A 23,902-nucleotide genomic window follows, 5' to 3' on the forward strand; every position below is an offset into this window, starting at 1 on the left:
ATGCCCCGTTTCCGGCGCGCCAAGGAGTTGCCAGAACCACATACGGACGCCGAGAAGGAGATTTCCCGGCGCACCCGTGAGGCCGAGACCATCGGCGCACAGGGCGACGCCGCAGCAGTGGCCGCACTCTTCGCGGACATCGTGCTGGACGCGATCAGCCGACTCGGGGAGGAGCATCCGCGGACCCTGGTCGCCCTGCGGTGCCGCGCGTACTGGACGGCGCGGGCGGGCGACGCCGCCAAGGTCCTGTCGCTGTGCGAGCGGGTGACGGCCGACATGACCCGCATCCTCGGCGCCCAGCACGTCGAGACGTTCGTGAGCCGGCGAGTCCTCGCCGAAGCAGTCGGCCTGGCGGGGGATCCCGGCCGGGCGGCGCGGCTGCTGGATGTCCTTATCCGCGACTCGGCCCGGCCGCTGGGACCGCACCATTCCGAGCGTTACCGCCAATCGGCGGCGCACGTCGAATGGAAGATGCTGGCCGAGCGGCAGGAGCCGAGGGCCGAGCCGGGGGACGCGGCGAGGAGGCCGGCCGGTGGCACCTCCCGTCCCGAGCCACGACCCGCACCTGAACCGCAGTCCCCACCCGAGCCCCCGCCTGAGCCGCGGCCCGCTCCCGAGCCTCCGTCCGAGCCGCGGCCCGCACCAGAGCAGCGAGAATCCGAACAGCGCGAACCCGGCCCCCCGCCGGAGCCGCCTCGGCGGGACGTGCCCGTCCCGGACCCTGAGGTGTTCGCACGGCGTTACGCCGATTCGCTCGCGATGGGGGTGGCCGGGCAGGCGGCGGCGGCCGCGGCGGCGTTCGGGGTGCTGGTCGCCGACCTTTCCGCCGTGGTCGGTTCCGAACATCCGGACACACTGGCCTGCCGGGTGGAGCACGCCACCTGGCTGGGCCTGTCCGGGGAGGCGGCGCGGGCCGCCCGGCTGCTGTGGGACGTGACCGACGCCTGCGCGCGTGCCTACGGCGACGACCACCCCGACACCCGCGTGGCACGCGAGGAACTCCGGCACTGGCGGTCCCTGGCCGACGGGTAGGCGTCCCGTTCCGCGTGCCGCCGCGTATTCGGTGTCCTGTAGCGGGGCCGCCCGTCTCCGCCGATGTCATGGTGTGCGCATTCCCGTTCGACGATCGGAGACGGTGTGGCCCTGAGCAGAGAGACGATGACCGACGAGCAGCGCAAGTCCGTCGTCCTCGAATATCTGAAGGCGTTCGACAACGGGGGAGTCACCTCGACGGGTGACGGCATTCTCGACCTGTTCGCCGACGACGCCCAGGCGTACTTCCCCAAGTGGGGCCTTGCCAACGGCAAGGAGGAGATCGGCCGGATGTTCGGCGACGTCGGGGCCACGATCAAGAAGATCGAGCACCACTACTCGCACTTCAACTGGGTGTTCTCCGGCAGTGACGTGGTGGTGGTCGAGGGCACGAGCCACGGCGAGCACCGCGACGGCCCCTGGCGCGCCGGGGTGCCGGAGTGGGCCGCGGGCCGCTGGTGCGACGTGTTCGAGATCCGCGACTGGAGGATCCAGCGCCTGTTCATCTACCTCGACCCCGACTACGCCGCGAAGGACACCGAGCGCTACCCCTGGCTGGCCGATCGGACCTGAGCGAAGGTCAGCGCGCCCAGGTGGTTGGGGTCGCCGGCGATGACCTCGGCGATCCGCGCCCGTGTCTCGTCCGGGCGGCCGCGCAGCTCCGCCGCCTGGGCGGCGAGGAAGGCCGCGGTGGTCGCCCGGCGGGCCGGGAGATCGTCGGTGAACAGCAGCATCGTCGGCAGGGACGTGGCGAAGTAGTCGACCCGCGCGGGGGTCGCCCGCAGCTCCGCGACGTACGCCTCCAGGCCCGTGACCAGGGCGGTCGCCCGCTCCTCCTCGCCCAGGCGGCGCCACGCCAGCACGGAGGAGTACGTCGTCTCGCTGTACGGCCGGGTGCTCATCTCCTGGAAGTCGCCGTCGGCGGTGGCCGCCCGCGTCCAGGCGTCGCGGGCGGCCGCCGTCTCCCCGGCGGCGGCGTGGGCGTCGCCGAGCAGCAGGAGGAGGTCGGCACAGTTGGCCAGCGGGTGCCGGGCCTCGCCGAGGGACTCGGGCGGGTCGAGCGCGGCGCGGGCGTGGGCCCCGGCCCCGGCGGCGTCGCCGGCGGCCAGTGCCTCGCGCCCCAGGGCCAGCCGGGTCTGCTCCCAGGCGTACAGGGCCTGGCCCTCGCCGCCCTCCCAGGGCTGGAAGCGGCGGCCGGTCAGCACGTCCAGCGCGCGGGCGGCCCGGCCGGTGGCCACCAGCAGGAGGACGTACTCGACGGTGAGGTCGTCGCGGGCCGCGACGACGTCCGGCCGCCGTTCCAGCCGGGCGAGGCGTTGCTCCGGCGGCGTCCCGGTGCGCTTGGCGAGCTGGTCGGACTCGTGCCACAGCTTCGCGTCGTCCGGCGCGACCGCGAGGGCGCGGTCGTAGCAGGCGGTGGCCTCCGCGGCGTCGCCCCGGACGTTGAAGGCCGCGACGCCGAGGTTGCGCCAGGCCACGACGTCCGACGGGTCGTGCTCGACCGCCCGTCGCCAGCAGGCCACGGCCTCCTCGTGCCGGTGGTGGTGGTAAAGCCAGTGGCCCAGCAGTGCCGCCGCCCGCGCGTCCGAGGGGTCGCGCTCCAGCGCGCGCGTCAGTACGAGCGCGTCCTCGGCGCGGCTGGGGAAGCAGTAGCGCGCGTCGGTGGTACGGGCCTGGTCGAGGGCCGGCCCGGCGTCCTCGCCGAGGACCGTCAGGAGGTCCGCCCGGTGGTAGGCGAGCAGCGGCCCGGCGCCGGAGCGCGGCCGCCGCCACTCGTCCGGCGCACCGGGCTCCTCGTCGGCGAGCCGTTCCCCGGCGCGGTCGAGCACGCGCAGCGCCTCGGCCGCGAACCCGGCGGAGCCGTAGTCCAGGGCGACGTCGAGACAGGTCGGGGCGTCGCAGTCGAGGGGGAGGCCGGCCAGGTCGCGGGCCCACCAGTCGAGCGGGTCCAGCCGGCGTACCGCCGCCAGCGCCGCGTCCGCCTCCTCCGTACGGCCGAGTCGCCGTAGCACCAGCACCCGCAGGTCGTGGGCCTGGAGCAGCCCGGCCTCGGCGGCCAGCGCGGCGTCGAGATGGTCCAGCGCGGCCGCCCACCGCGCCGCGCGGCAGTCGAGCCGGGCCAGCGCCCAGTGCGCCGGGGCCCGCCAGGCGGCGTTCCACGCCGCCTTGGCCAGCGCGTCGTAGGCCTCTTCGTCTCGGCCGAGGCGAATGAGCGTCAGGCCCAGCCGGTAGTACGCCTCGCCGTCGTAGGGATTCGGGTTGCGCAGCGTCTGGCGGGCCACGGCGCGGCGGAGCAGCTCCTCGGCCTCGGCGTACCGCCCGTCGCCGTACCGCCGCGCGGCGAGCGCGATCGCCGACCGCGCGTCGCCGGGATCGCGGCGCAGCGCCTCCCGCCAGTACGACTCCGGCGAGCGTGTCGCGTGCCGGTACTGCTCCAGGTGCAGCCCGGTGACGTACAGCTCGTCCGTCGTGGGGATCTCCTCCGGCGCGGGCGGCTCGGTGGCCGGCTCGGGCGGCGTCGCCCCGGCGGTCGCCGGTCGCGGCCGCCAGTACAGCAGCGTCGTGCCCTCGTGTTCGACCGTGAGCTCCAGGTCCTCCGCGGCGTACGTGCGGGGCAGCGACACGTCCGTGACCAGCGGAGATCCGGGCGCGAGGTCGTACTGCCCCGTCCAGACGGTCGCACCGGCCGCCCCGAGCCGTACGACGCAGCCGGAGCGTACGGCGGTCACCGCCACGCCGACGCGCGCCGTGCTCCCGTCGGCCGACAGGCTCACGGCGGCGTCGAGGTTCGCCTGGTGGGCCGGGCCGATCCGCTGGATCGGATACCAGTACTGGCTGAACGTCTTGGTCTCGCCCGGCGCGAGGAAGGAGAAGTCCGGCTGGTTGTCGGTGAAGACGCCGGCCATCAGCTCGACGTACGGGCCGTCGCCGTCCGTGAGGTTGCGGTCCCACGCCCAGCCGAAGGGGGCGTTCCCCCAGGTCCACTGCTTCTTGCCCGGCGCGATGCGGTGGTCGGCCCAGTGCACGAAACCGGCCTGCGCGCCGTGGTCGTAGCCGCCGAAGAAGTCGTCCTCGCTGCCCACGCACATGTACGACGTGGGCACCGGGATGTTGCGGTACCAGTCGAGCCGGTCGCCGTCCGGGTTCGCGGCGTCGGCGCGCGCCGGGTAGTCGACGCCGTAGTAGCGGCCCGAGGCGCGGGGGAACGTCGTCGTCGCCCGCTTGGCGTGGTCGGCCACGAAGCGCACGTCGGTGGGGAAGAAGGACTGGTAGTGGTCGTTCGCGTGCGCGGCGACGTTGGCCCACCACAGGAAAGTCCGCACGTCCTCGGTGCGGTTGTAGAGCCGCACCCGCAGCTCCACGACGGCACGGTCGGGCCGCAGCCGTACGCCGTGCATGCCCTTCATCCGGGTCAGCGGGTCATGGTCGGAGCACCACACCGTAACCGCGCCGTCCGGCTCGTGCTCGATCTGGACGTCGACCGGCAGGAACGTGCCCGGCCGGTGGTGCTGTGGCCAGTTGAACTCCACGCCGCCGGAGATCCAGGGGCCGGTCAGCCCGACGAGCGCGGGCTTGATGACGTTGTTGCGGTAGAAGAAGTCATAGTCGGCGGTCCGGTCGTAGCCGACGTGGACGCGTCCGCCGAGCGCGGGCAGCACCATGAGGCGCAGCCAGCGGTTCTCCAGGTGCACCGCGTCCCAGCGCACCGGCGCGCGGGTCTCGGCGATCCGCTCGTAGAACGGCAGCGGGTACACCCGGCCGGACGAGCCCTGGTACACCCGGGCCTCCAGGAACGCCGGGTAGGCGTCCGGGTCCGCCGGAGCGTACGTCTCGATCGGGACGTCCTCGCGCCAGACCGCCACCGCCTTCCCCTGCTGGTCCTCGGGTACGGGCGGCAGCTCGATCCTGGGGTCGTCCGGCATGGTCCGAGCGTACGGAGGCGCCCGAAGCCGCCGGAATGTGCGAAGGAACGGATTCCCTGGACGAAACGACGATCGGCCGCCAGCATGGCGCCATGCCCCGCATGGACGGCTTCCCCGGTGAGCGCATCAGCGTGCTCGCCCGCCCGCTGGTGCGCGAGGCGCTCGGGCTGCCGCTCACCTCACGGCTGCTCGTCACCGACTGCGGATACTTCCCGCAGGCCGCCGACCACCGCCGGAGCCGTACGGAGGGCAGCCCGCAGGTCATCGTCATCGTCTGCGCCGAGGGTGCGGGGTGGTGCCGGCTGCCGTCCGGACGGTTCGAGGTCGGGCCGGGTGAGGCGCTGGTCATCCCGGCCGGGGTGGGCCACGAGTACGGCGCCGACCCGGACCGGCCCTGGACGATCTGGTGGCTGCACGTGGGCGGTACCGACGCCGGTGAGCTGGCCGGCGCGGTCCTGGCCGACCCGGAGCGGCCGGTGGTCCCGGTGGGCGACGTCTACCAGGCGGTCTCGCTGGTCGAGGAGGCGCTCGGCCGGATGGAACGCGACGACTCGGTGCCCAGCCGGCTGGCCGCCGCGGGCGCCGCCTGGCACCTGCTGGCGCTGCTGGCCGCCGGCCAGACCGGCGCGCCCCCGGGCCGGGCCGACGCCGTACGGCAGGCGCAGCAGTACCTGCGCGAGCACGTCGGCGCGCGCACCAGCGTGGCCGAACTCGCCGCGCTCGCACGGCTCAGCCCGTCGCACTTCGCGGCCCTGTTCCGCCGCGCGACCGGCACCTCGGTTCTGCGGTACCAGACTCGCCTGCGCATGTCCCGCGCCCGCGAACTGCTGGACACCACGGACCGGCCGATCGCCGAGATCGCCCGCGCCCTCGGCTACACCGAGCCGTTCTACTTCTCCCGGCAGTTCGGCCGGATGCACGGCGTCAGCCCGAGCGCCTACCGCGTCCAGCACAAGGGCTGAGCACGGTCTCGGTCTCAGGATCAGTCGCAGCCGATGCCGTCGCCGTCGCGGTCGAGGTCGTAGATGTCCGAGCCGATCACCCGCACGGTGCCGCTGACGTAGGCCGGACCGTTGCCGCCGCCGCCCGCGCAGTCGACGTCACTGGCGATCGGCACGCAGCCGCTGTAGTTCGGATCGCACCGCCGCGCGGCGCGAGTGCCCACCATGACCACCCGCGTGACCGGCGCCCGCGTGACCACCTTGCGCACCAGCTTCTTCGCCGTCTGCCGTCCGTCGGTGAACGTGACCCGGTAGGTCAGCGTCAGCACGCCCTTCACGCCGTGTCTCGCCACCCTGGTCGTGCCCCGGGCGAGACCGGGGTCGGTGACCCTCCGGGTCGAGTAGCGAATCGAGCGCCTCTCGACGACGGTGCGCCTCTCGACCCGAGGCGTGGGCGTCACGCTCGCGCCTTGGCTGGGAGAGGACGCGGGGGGTGTGGCCGACGTCGGCAGGGCCTCCGGAGAGGTCGCCGATTCCGCTCGGCAGGCGGTCGTCAGGAGGACGCCACCGACCGCGAATACCGCGAATGCGCGTTTCATAACGCCGGTTATAAGGAGAAACGCGCTCGTACGGTGGTGAAAGGCCGGTCCGGCCCCGGCCAGGCCACAGACGGCCGCTCGGTGAACGCGATCGCGGGGCAAACCGTCCGCGTCGAGCCGCCCGCGTCCGTCCGCCCGACCGCTCGCGACGAGTCGACTCACTCGTGATCTACAACGTAAAGGCGGGCGGCTCGGAGTGTCGGCAATGGCAGACGTACGCGGTGATTCGCCCAAGGCTGCGGGGAGATCGAGGCGATAATGCCGATTGTGTCGGATGGAGGGGTGCCCATGCCGTCGGGGGACGTCAGGATCGAGCCACTGGCGCCGCAGGATCCCTCGCGGGTCGGTGGCTACACGCTCCTGGGTCGACTGGGGACCGGGGCGATGGGCCGCGTGTACCTGGGCCGGTCGGCCTCCGGTCGTCTCGTCGCGGTCAAGACGATCAGGAGCGAGTTCGCCGCCGACCCCGACTTCCGCACCCGGTTCGCCCATGAGGTGACCGCCGCCGGACGGGTCAGCGGCGTCTACACCGCCGGCGTGGTCGCCTCCGACCCCGACGCCGAGATCCCCTGGCTGGCCACCGCCTACATCCCGGCGCCCTCCCTGGACCAGCTCGTACGGGCCTGCGGGCCGCTGCCCACCGAAGCCCTGCGCTGGCTGGCCGCCGGCTGTGCCGAGGCGCTCGCCTCGATCCACCAGGCCGGCCTCGTGCACCGGGACCTGAAACCGTCCAACGTCCTCGTCGCGGCGGACGGGCCGCGGGTCATCGACTTCGGCGTGGCGCGGGCGACCGAACGCGTCACGGTCACCGCGACGCACCAGGCCGTCGGCACCCCCGCCTACATGGCGCCCGAGCAGGCACGCGACAGCCGGCAGACGGTGGCGGCCAGCGACGTGTTCTCCCTCGGCTCGACCCTGCTGTACGCGGCCACCGGCCACCCGCCGTACGCGGGGGACTCGGTGACCGACGTCCTGATCCGGCTGGCCACCGAGCCGCCGGACCTCACCGGCCTGCCCGAAGAGGCGGCCGAGCTGATGCTCGACTGTCTCGACCGCGATCCCGCCGCCAGGCCCACCGCCGCCGCCCTGCTCGCACGCCTGGCCGAGGAACTGGAGGAGCACGGCGGCGAGTACGCGCTGCGCCCCGCGCCGTTGCCCGCGGCGGCGCGCGAGCTCATCGAGGAGTACCGGCAGGGCGAACGGAAGCCTGAGCCCGAGGAAGAGCCGGTCGAGCGCACCCTGGACTCCCCGACCTCGGTCGGGCGGCCGCGCCGGCCCGCGGAGCCACGCCCGGCGCCTGTCGCCTCCGCCCGGCGCCGTACCGGGGAACCCCGCGGCGGCCGGACGCCGCGGGTCGTCGTGACCGCCGCGGCGGTCTTAGGCGTCGCCGGCGCCGCCCTGCTGCTCGGCGTCGTGCTGGGCCGGACGTCCGGCGACCGCAGGCCGGCCGGCTCGCCGCCCGCCGGCGGCCCGCCCCCGGGAGCGGTACGCCAGCCGGAACGACCGGGCACCATCGCGCTCAACCAGACGTTCGGCGACGGCAACACCGCGTTCGTCGTCTCCGGCACCGGCTTCACGCCCGGCCGGAAGGTGACGATCCGGCTCGACGCCGGACCGCCGTCCCCGTACACCCCCGTCGTCGACTTCGGCGGAGCGTTCAACTACGCCATCAATCAGAGCCATGAGTTCTTCCCCGGGAAGATCCCGCCCGGTTCGCACCACGTCACGGTGACCGTGGCCGGCCTGAGCCGTCAGCTGGCCGCGGCGTTCACCGTGAACCGGCTGTGACCTGCCAGGTTCCAGGAAACGCCGGACTTCACTACGTACGATCCCACCAGAGATCCTCCTGTCGAGAGCACCATGACGGGTCGCTCAGACGGCCCAGATCGCTGAACGTGATGATCGCGTGCTCGATGAGCACGCCGACGACCACCTCGTCCGAGAGCCGGGTTCCGCTGCGTACGAGCCCCCGGATATTGATTTTGCGCCGCAACACCTTCACGTGCTCCCCGACACGCGCGGCGAGCCGGTCACGGAATACCGGATCGTTGTCGAACTGCTCCAGCTCATGGTGCGCGTCGGTCACCTCCAGCGCGGCGCGGGCGATCTCCGGAGTGCGCGGCAGCGGCGTCGTACGCGTCGGATCGATCAGCCACGGCCGGCACCACAGCAGCGCGACCAGGAACAACTTGGTGTTCGGATCCAGGTACAGCGGGAGCAGGGTCGAGTCTTCGTCCGGGCGCGCCGGCCGGTCCCCGAGCGTCCCGATCGGTCCGCTCGCCGTCGGCATGATGGTCACGCGCAGCGGCTGGCCGTCGTCGAGCATGGCCCGCGACCCCACGAGCGTGGTGCCCGCCCGCATGAACCATCCGCCGGCCGGGTCGCCCGGCGCCTCCATCGGCGGCAACCGGATCTGGTAGCCGTCGGTCTCGGCGTACAGCGCGTGGGTGTGGCTGAGATTGGCCACCCACGCGCCGCCGCGTACCCCGCCGATCATCCCGGCGCGGCGGGACAGCCCTCTGTCGGCGACGATCACCAGGTCCGCGTCGGGCCCCCGCCCGAACACGAGACGCTGGTTCTCCACGACCTCGACGACGGCCCCGGACGACGAGACGACGCGCGCCGCCACGGGCGGCGTGGCCTCCGCCGTCATGACCGTCCGGCCCGGGCGACTCTGCTCATGGCGGCCGAGTGTAGAGCGGGCACTCACCGGGCGGATATCCCGGAATCCGGGGATGGCCCCACGCCCGGATCCGCGCTTGGCTTCATCCAGGGCAGGGGAGCTCAGATCACCTGCCCCACTGACGTACCGAAGGTGCCGACCAGGCCCGGACATACCGGGGCTGTCCGGAGGCCCGGCACCGTCCGGGCCGATCCGGGACATGTGTGGGGGGGGTCCCGGATCGGCCCGGACCTTGACCGACCTGCGACGGGGTCCGCGGCACCACTCGGCCATCCCTCCGCATCCGACGGAGAGCCATGAACGAGCTGAAGAGCCACACGAATGACGAGCACCTCGCCCTGACGCTGATGACGATGTGGGCCCTGTCCACCGGTCGCGTGATGCCGGAGCGGCCGCCATGGCTGCTCACCGAGGACGAGCTGATCGACTTCTGGGCCGAGTGAGGGCGCCCCGCGCGTTAGAGTCTCGGTCGCGGACCGGGCGCCGACGAAGGGACGCCGAGATGACCGGCTGGACGGGAAAGGCTCCGGGGGTCGACCCCGGCACACCGAGCGTCGCACGCATGTACGACTACTTCCTCGGCGGTGAGGACAACTTTCCCGTCGACCGCGAGGCGGCCGAGCAGGTCGGCCGGGCGCTTCCCGGCGTGGCCGAGGTCGCGCGGGCGAACCGCATGTTCCTGCGGCGCGCCGTGCGCCACGTCGCCGGCCGCGGCGTCGGCCAGTTCCTCGACCTGGGCGCGGGCCTGCCGACGCAGGGCAACGTGCACGAGATCGCCCGGTCGGTGAACCCGGACGCCCGCGTCGTGTACGTCGACAACGATCCCGTCGTCACGTCGCACGGGCGGGCCCTGCTCGCCCGCGACGAGGGCGCCGCCGTCGTCCAGGCCGACATGCGCGACCCGGAGAGCGTGCTCGGCGCCCCCGAGGTGGCCGAACTGATCGACTTCGACCGGCCGGTGTGCGTGCTGTTCGTCGCCGTGCTGCACTTTCTCACCGACGAGGAGGACCCGGCCGGCCTGCTCGCCCGCTACCGTGACGCCGTGCCACCGGGCAGCCACGTCATCTTCTCCCACGCGGCGATCGAGGAGCGGCGCAACGCCGAGGTGGGCGACGCCTACCGCTCCGCGAGCGCCCCGTTCACGGCCAGGACGCGCGAGCAGGTGAGCGCCTTCCTGGACGGCCTGACACTCGTCGAGCCCGGCGTCGTCCGGCTGCACGAATGGCACCCGGAGGGCGGCGAGTACGTCACCGACGCCGGCTGGACCGCCGTCGCCCGCAAGTGACGCGGTGACCGCAGTGGAGAATGGCGTTGACGATGATGGTCACAGGTGGAGCAGGAAGTCGCGTACAGCGGTTCCGATCTCGTACGGGGAGTCCTCCTGGACGTAGTGGCCGCCCCTGACGTTCACCTCTCGCTGGTTCGCGAAGGTCCGGGCGAATTCCGCGGCGCGTCCGACGAGCATCGCGCCGGGCTCGGCCGCGATGAAGAGCTTGGGGATCGGGCTCGTGGCCAGCCACCGCCCGTAGTCCTCGACGATCTCGATGACGTCGGCGGGGGTGCCGTCGATCGGCAGCTCACGCGGGAAGGTCAGCGTCGGGACACGTGACTCCGGGGTCGGGAACGGTGCACGGTAGGCCGCCATCGTCGCCTCGTCCAGTGTGCGCAGGACGCTTCTGGGCAGCACCGTCTCGACGAAGAAGTTCTGCCTCAGCACGAGGTCCTCACCCTGCTCCGAACGCATCGCACGAAAGAGCCGGTCGCGTCCGGAGGGGAAGTCCGACCAATCGCGGGGCCGCACGATCGCCTCCATGTAGGCGATCGCCCTGACCCGTTCGGGATGCCTCCGGGCCCAGTGGAAACCGAGCGCCGACCCCCAGTCGTGGACGACCAGCGTGACGTTCCGGGTCAGGCCGAGGGTCTCGAACCAGGCGTCGAGGTAGCGGGCGTGGTCGACGAAGCGGTACCGCCCGTCCGGGGCGGGGCCGGACCGGCCCATTCCCACCAGGTCCGGTGCCAGGCAGCGGCCGTGGCCGGCGAGGAGGGGGATGACGTTCCGCCACAGGTAGGACGAGCTGGGGTTGCCGTGCAGGAAGACGATGGGGTCACCGCTCCCGGTGTCCACGTGGCTGATGTGCGTCCCGAGAACGCTCGTCCGCCTCCTCGGCAGGGAGTCGGTACTGGGGATGTCGTGGCGCTGCATGGGGCTTTTCTTCGGGCGGGCTTCAGGCGGATGGGCTGAGCACGGTGGCGAACGTGATGCGGTGGAATCGCCGGAGAGCCTCGGGGCTGCGCTCGACCTTCATGCGAAGGATCGCGCCCTGCCAGGAGGCGAGCAGGAAGTCCGCCATGTCGAGGGCCGGCACGTCGAGCCGGATCTGGCCCGCGGCGTCGGCCTCTCGCAGGCATCGGGCGAACGGCTCGCGCCACCGGGTGAATATCTCGGTGAGCCGGACGCGGATCGCCTCGCTGTGCTCGGCCGCCTCGAGACTCATGTTCCCGATCAGGCAGCCGTGTTGCCAGCCGCGTTCCTCCAGCCGTTCCGAGACGGCGTCGAAGTAGGCCCGGAGGCGATCCAGCGGCGGTCGGCCGGGGTCCTCCAGCGTCGCGTCGACGACGGTGAGCAGGTCCGCGAAGTAGCGGTCGACGATTTCAAGCCCGAACGCCTCCTTGGAGGCGAAATGGTTGGTGAAGGACCCCTGCGGGACCCCGGCGGCACCGGTGATCTCGCGTACGCCCGCGCCGGCGAAGCCGCGCCGGCGCACCACCTCAAGGCCTTCTCTCAGGATCTGCTCTTTGTTCGATGCTCTGGCCACCGGCTCAATATGTACGCCCGTATTGGTCTTCGTCAAGACCCGGCCGTCGGCCGCCTCAGGCGTCCCCGCCTCTAGTCGACGGTCATGAGGCTCTTGGCGGACATGCCGGCGACGTCCTTGTAGCGGCGGGAGATCGCGGCCAGTTCCTCCTGGCTGATGACGTCCTCGATGCGGTCGAACGGCCGGTCGCCCGTACGGTCCCGTACCTCGCGGATGATCACGTCCGGCGGGGTGCGGCGGTTGGTCAGCACCACCTCGGTCGTGGCGGGGCGGCGCCGGTCCTCGTACGCACGGAAGGCCGTGGTCACGTCGCTCGCGCCGGCCAGGGTCGTGCTCAGCGCCCTGGCGTCGAGGATCGCCTGGCCCGCGCCGTTCGAGCCGCGCGGCACCATCGGGTGCGCGGCGTCACCCAGGAGCGTGACGCGGTCGAACGTCCACCGGTTCAAGGGGTCCTGGTCGACCATCGGGTACTCCAGCACCGCGGCGCTGGACCGCAGCAGCGCCGGCACGTCCAGCCAGTCGAAGTGCCAGTCCTCGTACGCGCCGATGAAGTCGTTCAGGTCGCCCCGGCGGTTCCAGTCGCGGGTGAGGTGGTGCGGCGTCTCGATCTCGGCGACCCAGTTGACCAACTGGTTGCCGGCTCCGTCGACGTCGTCGCGGATCGGGTACACGACGAGTTTGCCGAGGTCGAGCCAGCCGACACGGACCATGCTGGCGCCGGACAGGAACGGCCGGCCGATCGCGGTGCCGCGCCACATGTTGACGCCGGAGTAACGCGGCTCGCCCTCCTCGGGGTGGAACTGCCGCCGGATGACCGAGTGCACGCCGTCGCAGGCGACGACCCCGTCGGCGCGGACGCGGGGGAGCGGCGCGTCGCCGGTCGTCGTACGGAAGGTCAGGTACGCCCCGTCCTCGTCCTGCGTGACGCCGGTGCAGCGGTGGTCCAGGGCGACGGCGCCGGGGCCGAGCCGGTCGCGTACGGCGGCCAGGAGCACGGCGTGCAGGCGGCCCCGGTGGATGGAGTACTGCGGATAGCGATAGCCGGCCGCCCGTCCGCTCGGCTCGCGGTAGATGAGCTGGCCGAACCGGTTGAAGAAGACCGACTCCGCGGTGAGCACGGCCTCCGCGGTCAGCGCCTCTTCGAGCCCGAGCCCGCTGAGCACCTCCGACGCGTGCGGCAGGATGTTGATGCCCACGCCGAGCGGCTTGATCTCCGGGACCGCCTCGTACACCCGGCAGGGGACACCGGCCTCGTGCAGCCTCAGCGCCAGGACGAGTCCGGCGATTCCCGCTCCGACGATGGCGATGTCCATGCTGGGCGACTCCTCGTGTCCGCGAGCCCCGGACGCTCCGGGCGCACCGGTGGCGATCATGTCACCGCCGTGTTGCTACGTGAAGGCGCCGATCTCCGTCGTTCAGGATCCGGTTCGCCGGATCTCCAGCGGTGTCCGGCCGAACTCGCCGCGGAAGGCGCGGCTGAGGTGACCGGGTTCGGTCATGCCCCAGCGGGCGGCGATGGCGGCGATCGTCCGGTTGGCGAAGGCGGGGTCCGTCAGGTCGCGGCGGATGCGGTGGAGCCGCTCCCGCCGGACCCAGGCACTGAAGGAGACACCGCGGTCACGGAGGAGTTTGTGCAGGTAGCGCGTTGAGATGCCGTGCCGGCGCGCGACCTTCTCGGCGCAGAGCCCGGGGTCGGAGAGGTTGGCCGCCGCGTACGCGAGGATCCGGCCGGCCAGGTCGCCGGTGTCCGTGCGTTCGGGCGTGGTGTCGGTGAAGGCCGAGATGATCAGCGAGACGAGGGCGTCGGAGGGGCGGAGGCCGTTCAGGCCGGACAGGGCGTCGACGTCGCGGCCGAGGCCGTACAGGAAGGCCGCGATCACCGCCTGGACCCCGCGGTCGCCCGGCAGCGCGACCGCCGTGCGCCGGCCGATCAGGTCGGCGCTGGGGCCGAGCATCGCGCGCGGGACGCCGGCCACCACGAGGTCGCACACGTCCGTGCCGATCAGCCGGTACGGCCGAGAGGTCTCGTACGCGACCAGGTCGCCGGGCCGGACGCGGCACTGCCGGCCGTCCTGGATGACGATCATCGAGCCGCTGAGGTGGAGGGTCACCTTGAGCAGTTCGGTGTCGGTGGACGTCACGCACCGGGCGTCCCGGTTCACCATCGCGGGCGTGCTCGTGATCCGCGCGACGACCACCGATCCCATCCGCGCGCTGTCGCCCCCCGCTTCGAAGCGGTCCTCCGCCGGTACTCCGATCCTCAACGGCACGAAGATCGACGAGGTGGCCTTCTGGGGTTCCTGCGGATCGTCCAGAAGAGCCGGGGCTGCACCGACACGCATGACCAAGCTCCTTGTTCTCCATCGCGACAGGGGGAGCGGGGCTTCCTTCATAGTGCGCGCGTTGGTCCCGAATGCCGTGCTGGGACGAGGATGGGACGCGCCGCAGGCCGCTTCGACGGTGAAACGCGCAGGTCAGCCGGGTGGGGCGTGCTCCGCGCCGGGCGACGGGATGAGACGGGGCTGGGACGCCTCGCGGGAGCCCGGGTCCGGTGGAGGCGCCGCCGCGGCGACCCGCCGTACGGACGCGTAACGCCAGGTCGGCCGCTGGACGATGCCATGGCACACTGATACCTGGTCGTCGGTGAGCGGAGGTGACATGGCTGGCGGAGAGCGTCGGGCCGCGGGTGCGCTCGAGGCCGAGGTGATGACCGTCCTCCAGCGGGGCGGCCGCCCGCTGAACGCCGCCGACGTGCAGTCCCTGCTGGCCGATGACCTCGCCTACACGACCGTGGTGACGATCCTGACCCGGATGCACGCCAAGGGCCTGCTGACGCGTGAGAAGGACGGCCGGTCGTTCCGCTACGCGCCGGTCAGCGACGAGCCGGGCCTGGTCGCCCGCCGCATGCACCGGACCATGGCCGCCGAGCCCGACCGCCAGGCCGTCCTCGCGCGCTTCGTCGACAGCCTGTCCGACCAGGACGAGCAGCTGCTGCGCGACCTGCTGGACGGTCGTTGACCGTGGACCTCGACGCCTACCTGCCCTTCGTGGTCCCGGCGGTCGCCGCGCTGGCCGCCCGCCCGCTCGCCGAGCGCCTTCCGCCCCGTACGGCCTCGTGGGTGCTCACCGTCCTCGCGGCCGGGCTCGCTATCGCCTCCCTCGTTCCGCTGTTCGCCCTGGCCCGGGGCGATCTGTTCGCGGCCCTGCTGTTCGCGGCCGCGGTGGCAGGAGGGGCGGTCGCGGCGTACGGCCAGGGGCGCGCCCTGCGAACGGCCCGCCGGCAGGCGCGTGACCTGCCCGGCGACGGCGTGCTCGCGGTGGTCGCCGACGACCGGATCGACGCCTACTCCGTTCCCGGCCGGGTGGTCGTGTCGACCGGCATGCTGGGCGCCTTGGACGCCGGCGAACAGCGGGTGCTGTTCGCGCACGAGATCGCCCACCTGAGCGGCCGGCACCATCTCCTCCGCGCCGTCGTCCGCGTCGCGTCGGCGGCCAACCCGCTGCTGTGGCCGATGCGGCGTGCCCTCTGGTACGCCACCGAGCGCTGGGCCGACGAACGGGCGGCGGCGGCGGTCGGCGACCGCGTCATGGCGGCGCGGGTGATCGGCAAGGTCGCCCTGGCGTCGGGCACGGCCCCGTCCGTCCGGATGGGCATCGGCACCACGCGCCCCGGACCGGTGCCCCGCCGCGTCGCCGCCCTGCTGGGCCCGCCGCCCCGCCGCGGCGCCGTCCTGACCGTGGCCGCCCTGGGCCTGCTGCTGTGCTCCGGCCTCACCGCGCCGGACCTCGTCGGCGACCCGCACCACGCGCCCGTGAGCGGCATCGTGGTGGTGGCGGGCCCGCGACGCTGAGTCGGTGGTCCAGTCTCACCGGGTAGGTCGGGAAGCACGCAAGCGGGCTTGGAGGCGGTCCAGGATGCGTTCGGCCTCGCTGTCGGCCAGTGACGATCGTTGATGGACGCGTGGGCCGAGCCGTTGGTCTTCGACAGCGGACGATCCCACGCCCTGTTCATGGCCCAGGAGCACGAGTGTGGCCACGAACTCATCTGATGGAATCAGGGTCTCATGGAATTTTCCAGCCGGAATATAGTGCATATCTGACGCGTCAACCTCGCGATCCTGCTCCTGTCGAATGTACAGGGTGCCATCCTCGGGTGTTATTCTTCGTTTGTTCCCGGGCAACACCTCGACCCGGTAAGGGGCGACCGGACGCCAGTCTCCGGGACCTGGGTGTTCCGCACTGTCGCTGTAGAGCACGTCACGGTAAGTGCCGGTCAGTACCAGGCTCGCAAGATGCCAGCCGTGGCGATGGATACGTGGCCCCCACGGCCGGGTCTTACGGTTCTCGTCGGGCCAGACGTGTAACCGTAGCTTGCCGAGTTGGGGCACGGTGTGGAGATACCAGATGGCGAAACCATAGGGATGCCAGGTGCCGCCTGAAAGGGTCTTTGTGACGCTAGGTAACGCGCTTCGCGCGAATTCTTTGAGTGTAGGCTCAGCGGATTCCCTGAAACGTCGGAATTGATCATTTTCTGGAGAGTCGCTCACGACGGTCAGCCCCTTTCACGGTCAGTACTCGGGACCGGGTGCGCGGACGCTGGAGGCGACCGCTGAGATGGCCAGTAAGCCATCCCTTGTCGGCCAGGTCTTCATTGCCGTGTCGCCATACTGGAAGTAGCTTCCCTTGAACGACTTTATTAGGGCATCGAAACCCCGTCGCACCACATCTTCGTGATCAAAATATGCGGCGGATGCCATGCCGGCCAGCGCGTGTGCATCGCCGAATCGGATGATGGAGTGCCCGGTGGGCCGATCAATCGTCGATTGCCAGCCGCCTTCGTCATTTTGCTTCTGGCGTAAGTAATCACCGGATTCCGCGGCGAATTCGCGTAGACCGATCTCGGTGAGGCAGAACATCGCCAGTCCAGAGACCGCCGGTTGAGAGGCTCGTCCGGCCTGGGAGCCCCAACCGCAGTCATCGTTGCGCGTGTCACGCAGCCACGACAGGCCCGAAGTGATCGCGTCCCTGAGTCCGGGGCGTTCGCCGAGAACATCGTTCGCGACACTCAGTGCGTGCAGCGCATACGCCGTGGAGGCGGTCCAAGCGTCTTCGTCGCTGGTCCGCCAGGCCCATCCGCCTGAAGGCTGTTGCCGGTTCAGTAACCAGTCGATCAGATCGTCACTGGTCGTCTCCGGCTCCCAGCCGGGAATGACCCGCTGCATCTCCGCGCATGCGAGTAACGCCTGAGCCGTCGCGTCCGTGATCGACGGGTCACCCGGGATGACAAGAGGAACGCCGCCGTCCCGGTTGCGATTGTCCAGCACCCAGGTGAGTGTTCGCCTGAGCCAGTGAGCGCTGGCGGGCGTGCGCTGCCGGCGATTGATGGCATACACCATTCCCGCGCTCGTCCACGTGCAGCTCGACGTGCCATCGGCGTCGGATGGAAGACCGCCGTCCCGGTTCTGTATGGAAGAGACCCAACGCTCGGTGACCCGGAGAATCGAATCTATCCGCGACAGAGTTCGCCGTTCCCATGGGCTGATCTCACGTGGTGCGGAAGATGTGGTGGTGAACGGTCGGCTCGTACGAAGCCCGCCCGGCGGCCCAGGCGGTTCGCCTCGTATGCCGGCGGCGAGACGATCAAGCTGATGGGGGGTGATCCCGGACCGGAGGTCGATATAGGTGAAACGGCGTAAGAACTGCGGGATGAGGTTGTTCGCATCTGGTCCTGCTCCCGGCAGTAACAACGGGATCACGCGTCGTTCATCGGGTTTCTCCGCGAACAGGTCGATCGCGGTTCGAAATTCCTCGTGGTGCCACGCGCCGACGCCATGCTTGCCCAGGGCCACCAGCATCACATCGCAGTTCGATATGGCGGCCTCTATTTCGTTTTGCCACGCTCGCCCCGGAATCAGGGACCAGACGTCGAGCCAGCAGAAGATTCCCTTGTCCTGGACAAGCCGCCTGGCTATTTCGTGAACGATCTCGCCGTCCTGCGAGTTATAGCTGATGAAAGCGTGGTGGCTGACCATCTAGGTCTCACAGAAACCGAGTATCATGTCTGAGTCCAACGTTTCGACGACGATGTCAGCGGCTTCATTCAAGCCTTGTTTGGCCTGCGCCGACCTTGCGATGCCGACCACGAAGAGCCCGGCGTCGCGGGCCGATGCGGCGCCGACCCGGCTATCTTCGATGGCGAGGCAGTCGGTTGGCTCTCGTCGCAGCTGCCTGCACACTTCCAGGTACAAGTCCGGGGCGGGTTTCGGCCGCGCCACTTCGGTGCGGCAGACCGTCGTTGTGATGAGCCCGTCTAAACCGGTGACGGCCAGAGCGCGATTGAACTCCGGGCGTGGGGTCTGGGTGGCGATCGCCAGATCGATCCCGTTCTTCTGCAACTCCTGTGCGCAGGTCACGGCGTCGGGAAAGCGAACGATCTCCGCTTGGACTCTGACGGGGAAGTCCTTGCGGAATTCGCGCTCGACCTTTTTGGGGTCGACCGAAAGCCGCTGCGAGAAGTGGTGAAGCACATCGGGGAACGCGCGGCCCACGGCGTATTGCAGTTCACGGCCTGTTATTTTACGCCCTGCGGCGGCCAGCGCGACGCGCCAGGAGTCGAGGTAAGCACATTGCGAGTCCACCAACGTGCCGTCCCAGTCGAATACCACTGCTTTCACGCAGGCTCCCCATCGAACGCCGGTTCAAATATGCATCTCGCTCCCTCGTGCAAGCAGAAGAGGATGCCTTTTTAATCCGTTAGCGGGTTGCTATCGTAACAGCTTGCCGTCTATCGGACCATCGGCAGCGGCGATGGCTTGACCGAAATGTCGTGTGCCGCCTCGGTGTCACCTGAAGTAGAGCGCACTGGTCGAGTAAAGGTCTGGCCGATATCGATCGATCTGCACAAGGTGCGTGCCGCTCCTGTTCAACTCATGGCGCATTGTCACGCTCCATGCGTCGAGTTGATCTTCCCCGAAGCAGTACACATCTGGCCTGAATCGCAACGTGCTCCGCATGTCGACGTCGGGATCGGGAGCGCCGACGACCACATCGTGGACGAGGTCGGTACGTAGAATATTGGCCTTGCGCATCTGATGCGGCATGATCGGATCGCGTAGCTTGAGTCTTTTTACGGTAATGTCGTGCACCAGGAATACGGTCAGTCTGCCGTAGTCGTTGCATCGCTCGAGAAAGTGTAAATGTCCAGGGTGTAACGGGCCGTCAAATGTTCCCCAGGTGGCTACCCTCCTGCTGGTCATGGCTGATCCTACGACGCGACCCCCGATCTCCGTCCGCGCTCGCTGAACCGCATCGGCTCGACGGTCCGCTCGCCATTTCGTTGATCGGTCCCGAGACCCGTGGACTGCTTGCGCCGGCGTGCTCAACGTTGTCGGCCGGCACGGACGGTTCTCAGACGCCGACGAATCGCAGCAGCACGTGCAGGTCGTGTACGGCGTCGGACAGGGACCAGATCGCGGTGCCCAGCACGGCCGCGGTCGCCAGGGCCGGGATGGCGCGCATCGCCGCCGGCGGTCCCAGCAGGGCGGCGACGCGGCGGGGGACCGGGCCCGCGCCGCGGATGCCGAGCGCGGCGTTCTCTGGGCGGCCCCGGCCCCGGCCGGCGGCCAGCGCGGCCTTGCCGACCGCGTGTGCGACGCGTCGGCGGTCGCCGGTGACCGCCGCGGCGCGCTCGTCGGCCCAGCGTTCGACGGTGTAGGCGACGGCCGTGGCGAGCGGGCGCAGCAGGGGATTGGCGGCGGCGCCGAGCTGGGCGAGGGCGACGAAGGCGTAGTGGTGGCCGGCGAGGTGCGTGCGCTCGTGCGCGAGCAGGATGGCGCGTTCGCCCGGGTCGAGGGTGTCGAGCATGCCGGTGGAGACGACGACGCGGCCGGGCAGCCCCGGGAGCGCGTACGCGTCCGGCACCGGGTCCTCGACGATCACCAGGTCGTCCGTGGCGGCCAGGCATGCGGCGTCCATGGCGGCGCGCGTCAGGGTCCGGCAGCGGAGGGTGAACAGGCGCACGGCGGCGACGGTGGCCAGGGCGAGCAGCAGGCCCGCGGCGACCGCGACGGACAGCTCGACCGGGTCCCGGCGCGCGGCGAGGCGGAGCGACCACTGCCCGAGGGCGGCCAGCGGTGGGACGCGCAGCAGGCCGGTGAGGGCGAGCAGCCCCAGAGAGAAGGTGCCGGCGGCGGCCAGCACGAGCGCGGAGAGGGTGAGCAGCCAGGTGGCCAGGCGAGGTTCGCAGCGCGCGGCCAGCAGCCGGGCGCCGGGCGCGGCGAGCAGCGTGAGCAGCAGCGGCAGGTAGACGGCGACGCGCATCGCGGGTCCTAAAGGTTCCGTCCGAGGGCAGGGACGCGACCGCCGCGGCGAGACGTCACCCGGACGCCGTGTCGCAGGGCGGCGGGGCGGTGCGACAGGCCTCGGGCGTGTGCCGGAGTTCGGTGCGGGGTGGTGGGGTGGTGTGGCTCATGGTCGCGGGAGTCGGCCCGGTTCGCCCGGCGATCGGCGGGGCGGTGCGACGGGTCTTGGGGGTGGGTCAGGGGTCGGTGCGGGGTGGTGGGGTGGTGTGGCTCATGGTCGCGGGAGTCGGCCCGGTTCGCCCGGCGATCGGCGGTGGCGCGGCGAGGCGGCGGATGGGACACCGCTAGCGGCCGGGGTCGAGAAGTTGCCGGATCAGGTCCTCGTCGTCGGCCGTCAGGTCACCGACGAAACGGCTGAGGACGGCCGCGCGGTCCGGTCGCTCGTCCAGATACCCGCGCATGCGCCGGGCGGCGAGTCCCGCCTCGTCGGCGACGGGTGCGTACGCGTAGGCGCGGCCGTGCTGCGTGCGGGTGAGCTGACGCTTGGCGTGCAGGCGCGTGAGGATCGTCACCACGGTGCTGTAGGCGAGGCCGCTGCCGAGGCGTTCGATGACCTGCCCGGTGGTCATCGGCCCGTCGGCCTGGTGCAGCACGGTGAGGATCTCGGCTTCGAGCTGTCCCTTGGCGCGTCGTCGGCCCTGATCGGGGGGATAGGTCATGGTTTGTGCTCCCCTGGGAGTACCTTCTACAGTGCTGTAGAAATTCTATTGCATTGTAGAAGATGGAAGTCCGAGTGTGCCACGGGCCCGGGAGCGCGGCGCGGGCGGGGGAGGACGGGAAGTGCAGATCACTTTTTTGATCCACAACGCCTACGGCATCGGCGGGACGATCCGTACGACGTTGAACCTGGCCGCCGCGCTCGCCGACCGCCACGACGTGGAGATCGTCTCCATGCTCCGCCACCGTGCGCGCCCCCGGTTCGCGGTCGATCCGCGCGTACGGCTGGTTCCGCTGGTGGACCTGCGCGAGGGCTCGCCCGACGCGGCGGACCCGCGGCTGCATGAGCCGGCCGTCGCCTTCCCGGCCGCCGAGAAGCGGTACCGGCAGTACAGCCGGCTCACCGACCTGCGAGCCGAGGAGTACCTGCGCCGCTGCACGGCCGACGTGATCATCGGCACCCGGCCCGGCGTCAACGTCTACCTCGCCCGGTTCGGCCCGCGCGGTGCGCTGCGCATCGCGCAGGAGCACCTGACCCACGACGCTCACAGCAAGAGGCTGCGCGCCGAACTGGCCCGTCACTACGCCGACCTGGACGCGGTGGTCACCACGACCGAGGCGGACGCCGCCGTCTACCGGGCGCGGATGCCGTTGCCGGGCGTCCGCGTGGTGGCCGTGCCCAACGTCGTACCGGAACCGCCGGTCCCGCCGTCGGACGGCGCCGCGCCCGTGATCGCGGCCGCCGGGCGGCTCGTCCGCGGAAAACGCTTCGACCTGCTGATCGACGCGTACGGGCAGGTCGCCGCCAAGTACCCCGAGTGGACCCTGCGGATCTACGGCGCCGGACCGGAGCGGGAACGCCTGACCGAGCTGATCGGGGAGCGTGGCCTCGACGGGCAGGCGAGGTTGATGGGGGCGCGCTCCCCGATCGAGGCCGAGTTCGCCCAGGCCGCCATCGTCGCGTCCGCCTCCACCGCGGAGTCCTTCGGGATGACGCTGGCCGAGGCCATGCGCTGCGGGGTGCCGGTGGTGAGCACGGACTGCCCGCTGGGTCCCGCGGAGATCATCACGCCGGGGGTCGACGGCCTGCTCGTCCCGGTCGACGACGGTCAGGCCCTGGCCGGCGCGCTCCTCGAACTCGTCTCCGACGAGACGGCCCGCCGCCACATGGGGCAGGCCGCGCTGGTCTCGGCCCGGCGCTTCGACCCCGGACCCATCGTCGGGCGGTACGAACGGCTCTTCGCGGAACTGGCCGAGAGCCGCCGCACCCGGAGCCGTTCCACGGTGTGGCGCCGGCGTCTCCGCCGCGTCCTGCGCCGCTGACGGGAGCCCGTACGACGGTCGATCAGCGGGCGGGCGGCGGCGGTGGCGGCGTGCCGTACGGCGGGACCGGCGGCGGGGGAGTGGCGGTCGCGGGGCGGGGCCGGTTCAGTACGTCGGTGATGCCCTCGATTCCCCGGCTGACGCCGAGACCGACCAGCGCGGCGAGGCCCACGACGAGCGTTCCGACCCAGGAGGTGGCGCCGTTGTAGGCGATGATCCACTGGAGCAGCGCGATGATCGTGACCGCGAACAGGGTGCCGAACACCCCGGCCCGGCGTCCGAAGACGCTGACCCCGCCCAGCAGCACGGCGGCGAGGGCGAGCGTGGTCAGGCTCGAGCCCTGCGAATCGGCCGCCTGAAGACGGATGAGCATCGGAACGGCGGCCAGCCCGGCGAGGAGGCTGGATCCGGTGAGCCCGGCGACGACGCCGAGACTGCCGCGCGGGTCGGTCCACCGCGCCGGGTCGCCGGTCCTGCGGGCGGTGCCCAGCGCGGTGCGGACCCCGGGGACGAGCCACAGCGCACCGCCGCCCACCGAGACCACGAGGAAGATCCCGTACCACATGGCGGTCGAGTACGAGCTGTGGAACGGCATCGGGATCAGCACGCCATGGGTCAGCTTGAGCACGATCGCCTGGATGACGGCGGCGGCCCCGAGCGTCAGCGCCCAGGACGGCACCGACAGCACGGCGACCAGGACGCCGAGCACGAACCCGATGAGCGTGGCGAGGACGATCGCCACGAGCACGGCGGGAAAGGTGCCCCAGCCGTGCGCGGTGGCGAGGTAGGCGGCCAGCGTGCCGGTGAAGCCGGTGATGGTCCCGGCCGCGAGGTTCGGCGAGCCGGTGCGAAAGGAGAACGCCAGCCCGGCGGCCAGCAGGCCGAGGTATCCGGCCTGGCCCAGGGCCGAGGTGACGCCGTGCGGGGAACTTCCGGCGGCCACCCCGATCATCAGGAGGACGGCGATGACCAGGAGCACGCCCTCCCAGATCAGGTGGGGGAGCAGCCGGTCACGGCCGGCGGACGCGTCCGGTGCGACCGGTGCGGTGGACGGCCGCGGCGGCGGACCGCCCGGCGCCTGATGCCCGTAGGCCCAGGCCGGCTGCGGAGGCTGGTACGGCGGCGGGGGCGGTTGCTGCGGCATCCCGGGCGGCGGAGGCGCCGCCTGTCCCTGCGCCCACCACGGTGCCGCACCCTGCCCTGGGGGCGCACCCGGCACCCCCGCAGGCGCCTGCGGCGCGGGCTGCCCGCCCCCACCGAACGCGGGCGGTCCGGTGGTGCTGGAGGCGGGTTGTGCGGGTTGCCCGGTCCCGCCGGACGCAGGCTGTCCGGTCCCGCCGGACGTGGGTTGCCCAGCCCCGCCGGACGCGGGTTGTCCGGTGATGCCGGAGGCGGGTTGCGAGGGTTGCCCGGCTCCGCTGGAGGCGGCCTCGTGCGGGCGGTCGGTCCGGGTCGCGTCGGCCGGGCCGTCGCCGGGGCCGTCCGGACGGCCGGACGTGCGCTCGCTCTCCGCGGATCCGCCCGACGGAGACTCGTCGGCCGGGGACTCGCCGGGGGGTTGACTCACT

The 23,902-nt window shown here is 71.5% G+C and carries 23 protein-coding genes; 9 read left to right on the forward strand and 14 right to left on the reverse strand.

Translation table 11 applies throughout. The features are described 5' to 3' along the window. The gene (locus QSK37_RS36735; protein ID WP_285630149.1) at window positions 1-1,032 is read left to right on the forward strand and encodes a hypothetical protein; all 1,032 of its coding nucleotides are present in this window, start codon (window positions 1-3) and stop codon (window positions 1,030-1,032) included. A gap of 105 nt (window positions 1,033-1,137) precedes the next feature. Further along, complete coding sequence (locus QSK37_RS36740) at window positions 1,138-1,605, forward strand: nuclear transport factor 2 family protein (protein ID WP_285630151.1); 468 nt, start codon at window positions 1,138-1,140, stop codon at window positions 1,603-1,605. Here QSK37_RS36740 and QSK37_RS36745 read toward each other — a convergent pair. After that, window positions 1,578-4,955 (reverse strand): DUF5107 domain-containing protein, encoded by a 3,378-nt coding sequence (locus QSK37_RS36745; protein WP_285630153.1) that lies wholly within the window; start codon window positions 4,953-4,955, stop codon window positions 1,578-1,580. The two genes, QSK37_RS36740 and QSK37_RS36745, sit on opposite strands and share 28 nt — an antisense overlap. Window positions 4,956-5,047: 92 nt before the next feature. On the opposite strand from QSK37_RS36745, the gene QSK37_RS36750 reads away from it, so the two are divergent. Next, complete coding sequence (locus QSK37_RS36750) at window positions 5,048-5,917, forward strand: AraC family transcriptional regulator (protein WP_285630155.1); 870 nt, start codon at window positions 5,048-5,050, stop codon at window positions 5,915-5,917. 20 nt (window positions 5,918-5,937) lie between these two features. Here QSK37_RS36750 and QSK37_RS36755 read toward each other — a convergent pair whose 3' ends face one another. Then, window positions 5,938-6,357 carry a G5 domain-containing protein gene (locus QSK37_RS36755; protein WP_285630156.1) on the reverse strand — a complete coding sequence of 140 codons (420 nt, stop codon included), beginning with the start codon at window positions 6,355-6,357 and terminating at the stop codon, window positions 5,938-5,940. Between the two features lie 426 nt (window positions 6,358-6,783). Between QSK37_RS36755 and QSK37_RS36760 the strand changes: the two genes are divergently transcribed. Continuing rightward, window positions 6,784-8,283 (forward strand): serine/threonine-protein kinase, encoded by a 1,500-nt coding sequence (locus QSK37_RS36760; RefSeq protein WP_285630158.1) that lies wholly within the window; start codon window positions 6,784-6,786, stop codon window positions 8,281-8,283. 31 nt (window positions 8,284-8,314) lie between these two features. On the opposite strand, the gene QSK37_RS36765 is transcribed toward QSK37_RS36760, so the two are convergent. Then, entirely contained in the window at window positions 8,315-9,148 is an 834-nt protein-coding gene (locus tag QSK37_RS36765; RefSeq protein ID WP_285630160.1) for a hypothetical protein, read from the reverse strand. Between the two features lie 326 nt (window positions 9,149-9,474). Here QSK37_RS36765 and QSK37_RS36770 point away from each other — a divergent pair, with 326 nt between their 5' ends. Both QSK37_RS36770 and QSK37_RS36775 read left to right on the forward strand, forming a co-directional pair. Next, window positions 9,475-9,621: a hypothetical protein gene (locus tag QSK37_RS36770; protein ID WP_285572740.1), complete on the forward strand. Its 147-nt coding sequence runs from the start codon at window positions 9,475-9,477 to the stop codon at window positions 9,619-9,621. Window positions 9,622-9,680: 59 nt separating this feature from the next. Beyond that, window positions 9,681-10,463: an SAM-dependent methyltransferase gene (locus QSK37_RS36775; protein WP_285630162.1), complete on the forward strand. Its 783-nt coding sequence runs from the start codon at window positions 9,681-9,683 to the stop codon at window positions 10,461-10,463. A gap of 39 nt (window positions 10,464-10,502) precedes the next feature. On the opposite strand, the gene QSK37_RS36780 is transcribed toward QSK37_RS36775, so the two are convergent. The 4 genes from QSK37_RS36780 to QSK37_RS36795 form a co-directional block, all read right to left on the reverse strand. Then, window positions 10,503-11,381, reverse strand: a complete 879-nt coding sequence (locus QSK37_RS36780) for a haloalkane dehalogenase (protein ID WP_285630164.1) — start codon at window positions 11,379-11,381, stop codon at window positions 10,503-10,505. A 22-nt stretch (window positions 11,382-11,403) separates the two neighbouring features. After that, complete coding sequence (locus tag QSK37_RS36785; RefSeq protein ID WP_285630166.1) at window positions 11,404-11,994, reverse strand: TetR/AcrR family transcriptional regulator; 591 nt, start codon at window positions 11,992-11,994, stop codon at window positions 11,404-11,406. A 71-nt stretch (window positions 11,995-12,065) separates the two neighbouring features. Then, window positions 12,066-13,307 carry a flavin-dependent oxidoreductase gene (locus QSK37_RS36790; protein ID WP_285630168.1) on the reverse strand — a complete coding sequence of 414 codons (1,242 nt, stop codon included), beginning with the start codon at window positions 13,305-13,307 and terminating at the stop codon, window positions 12,066-12,068. A 102-nt stretch (window positions 13,308-13,409) separates the two neighbouring features. Further along, window positions 13,410-14,336 carry an AraC-like ligand-binding domain-containing protein gene (locus QSK37_RS36795; protein WP_285630170.1) on the reverse strand — a complete coding sequence of 309 codons (927 nt, stop codon included), beginning with the start codon at window positions 14,334-14,336 and terminating at the stop codon, window positions 13,410-13,412. Window positions 14,337-14,652: 316 nt separating this feature from the next. Here QSK37_RS36795 and QSK37_RS36800 point away from each other — a divergent pair, with 316 nt between their 5' ends. Together QSK37_RS36800 and QSK37_RS36805 are read left to right on the forward strand one after the other, a co-directional pair. After that, window positions 14,653-15,012 carry a BlaI/MecI/CopY family transcriptional regulator gene (locus QSK37_RS36800; RefSeq protein ID WP_285630172.1) on the forward strand — a complete coding sequence of 120 codons (360 nt, stop codon included), beginning with the start codon at window positions 14,653-14,655 and terminating at the stop codon, window positions 15,010-15,012. A 2-nt stretch (window positions 15,013-15,014) separates the two neighbouring features. Continuing rightward, window positions 15,015-15,845 (forward strand): M56 family metallopeptidase, encoded by an 831-nt coding sequence (locus tag QSK37_RS36805; protein WP_285630174.1) that lies wholly within the window; start codon window positions 15,015-15,017, stop codon window positions 15,843-15,845. Between the two features lie 15 nt (window positions 15,846-15,860). Here the strand turns inward: QSK37_RS36805 and QSK37_RS36810 are convergent, their stop codons facing one another. The 6 genes from QSK37_RS36810 to QSK37_RS36835 form a co-directional block, all read right to left on the reverse strand. Further along, a complete protein-coding gene (locus QSK37_RS36810; protein ID WP_285630176.1) occupies window positions 15,861-16,541 on the reverse strand; it encodes a hypothetical protein in 681 nt (226 codons plus the stop codon). Between the two features lie 21 nt (window positions 16,542-16,562). Continuing rightward, window positions 16,563-18,026 carry a TIR domain-containing protein gene (locus tag QSK37_RS36815; RefSeq protein WP_285630178.1) on the reverse strand — a complete coding sequence of 488 codons (1,464 nt, stop codon included), beginning with the start codon at window positions 18,024-18,026 and terminating at the stop codon, window positions 16,563-16,565. After that, window positions 18,027-18,668, reverse strand: coding sequence for an HAD family hydrolase (locus QSK37_RS36820; protein ID WP_285630180.1), 642 nt, complete (start codon window positions 18,666-18,668; stop codon window positions 18,027-18,029). Window positions 18,669-18,836: 168 nt separating this feature from the next. Continuing rightward, complete coding sequence (locus QSK37_RS36825) at window positions 18,837-19,250, reverse strand: nucleotidyl transferase family protein (RefSeq protein ID WP_285630182.1); 414 nt, start codon at window positions 19,248-19,250, stop codon at window positions 18,837-18,839. A gap of 151 nt (window positions 19,251-19,401) precedes the next feature. After that, window positions 19,402-20,313: a M56 family metallopeptidase gene (locus QSK37_RS36830; protein ID WP_285630184.1), complete on the reverse strand. Its 912-nt coding sequence runs from the start codon at window positions 20,311-20,313 to the stop codon at window positions 19,402-19,404. A 325-nt stretch (window positions 20,314-20,638) separates the two neighbouring features. After that, window positions 20,639-21,013: a BlaI/MecI/CopY family transcriptional regulator gene (locus QSK37_RS36835; protein WP_285630186.1), complete on the reverse strand. Its 375-nt coding sequence runs from the start codon at window positions 21,011-21,013 to the stop codon at window positions 20,639-20,641. Between the two features lie 121 nt (window positions 21,014-21,134). On the opposite strand from QSK37_RS36835, the gene QSK37_RS36840 reads away from it, so the two are divergent. Beyond that, window positions 21,135-22,334 carry a glycosyltransferase family 4 protein gene (locus QSK37_RS36840; RefSeq protein ID WP_285630188.1) on the forward strand — a complete coding sequence of 400 codons (1,200 nt, stop codon included), beginning with the start codon at window positions 21,135-21,137 and terminating at the stop codon, window positions 22,332-22,334. Between the two features lie 22 nt (window positions 22,335-22,356). On the opposite strand, the gene QSK37_RS36845 is transcribed toward QSK37_RS36840, so the two are convergent. Beyond that, on the reverse strand, window positions 22,357-23,901 hold the full coding sequence (locus tag QSK37_RS36845) for an ABC transporter permease subunit (protein WP_285630190.1): 1,545 nt from the start codon (window positions 23,899-23,901) through the stop codon (window positions 22,357-22,359). Window position 23,902 lies beyond the last annotated feature (1 nt).

Source organism: Actinoallomurus iriomotensis (genome assembly GCF_030269445.1).
GTDB lineage: Bacteria > Actinomycetota > Actinomycetes > Streptosporangiales > Streptosporangiaceae > Actinoallomurus > Actinoallomurus iriomotensis.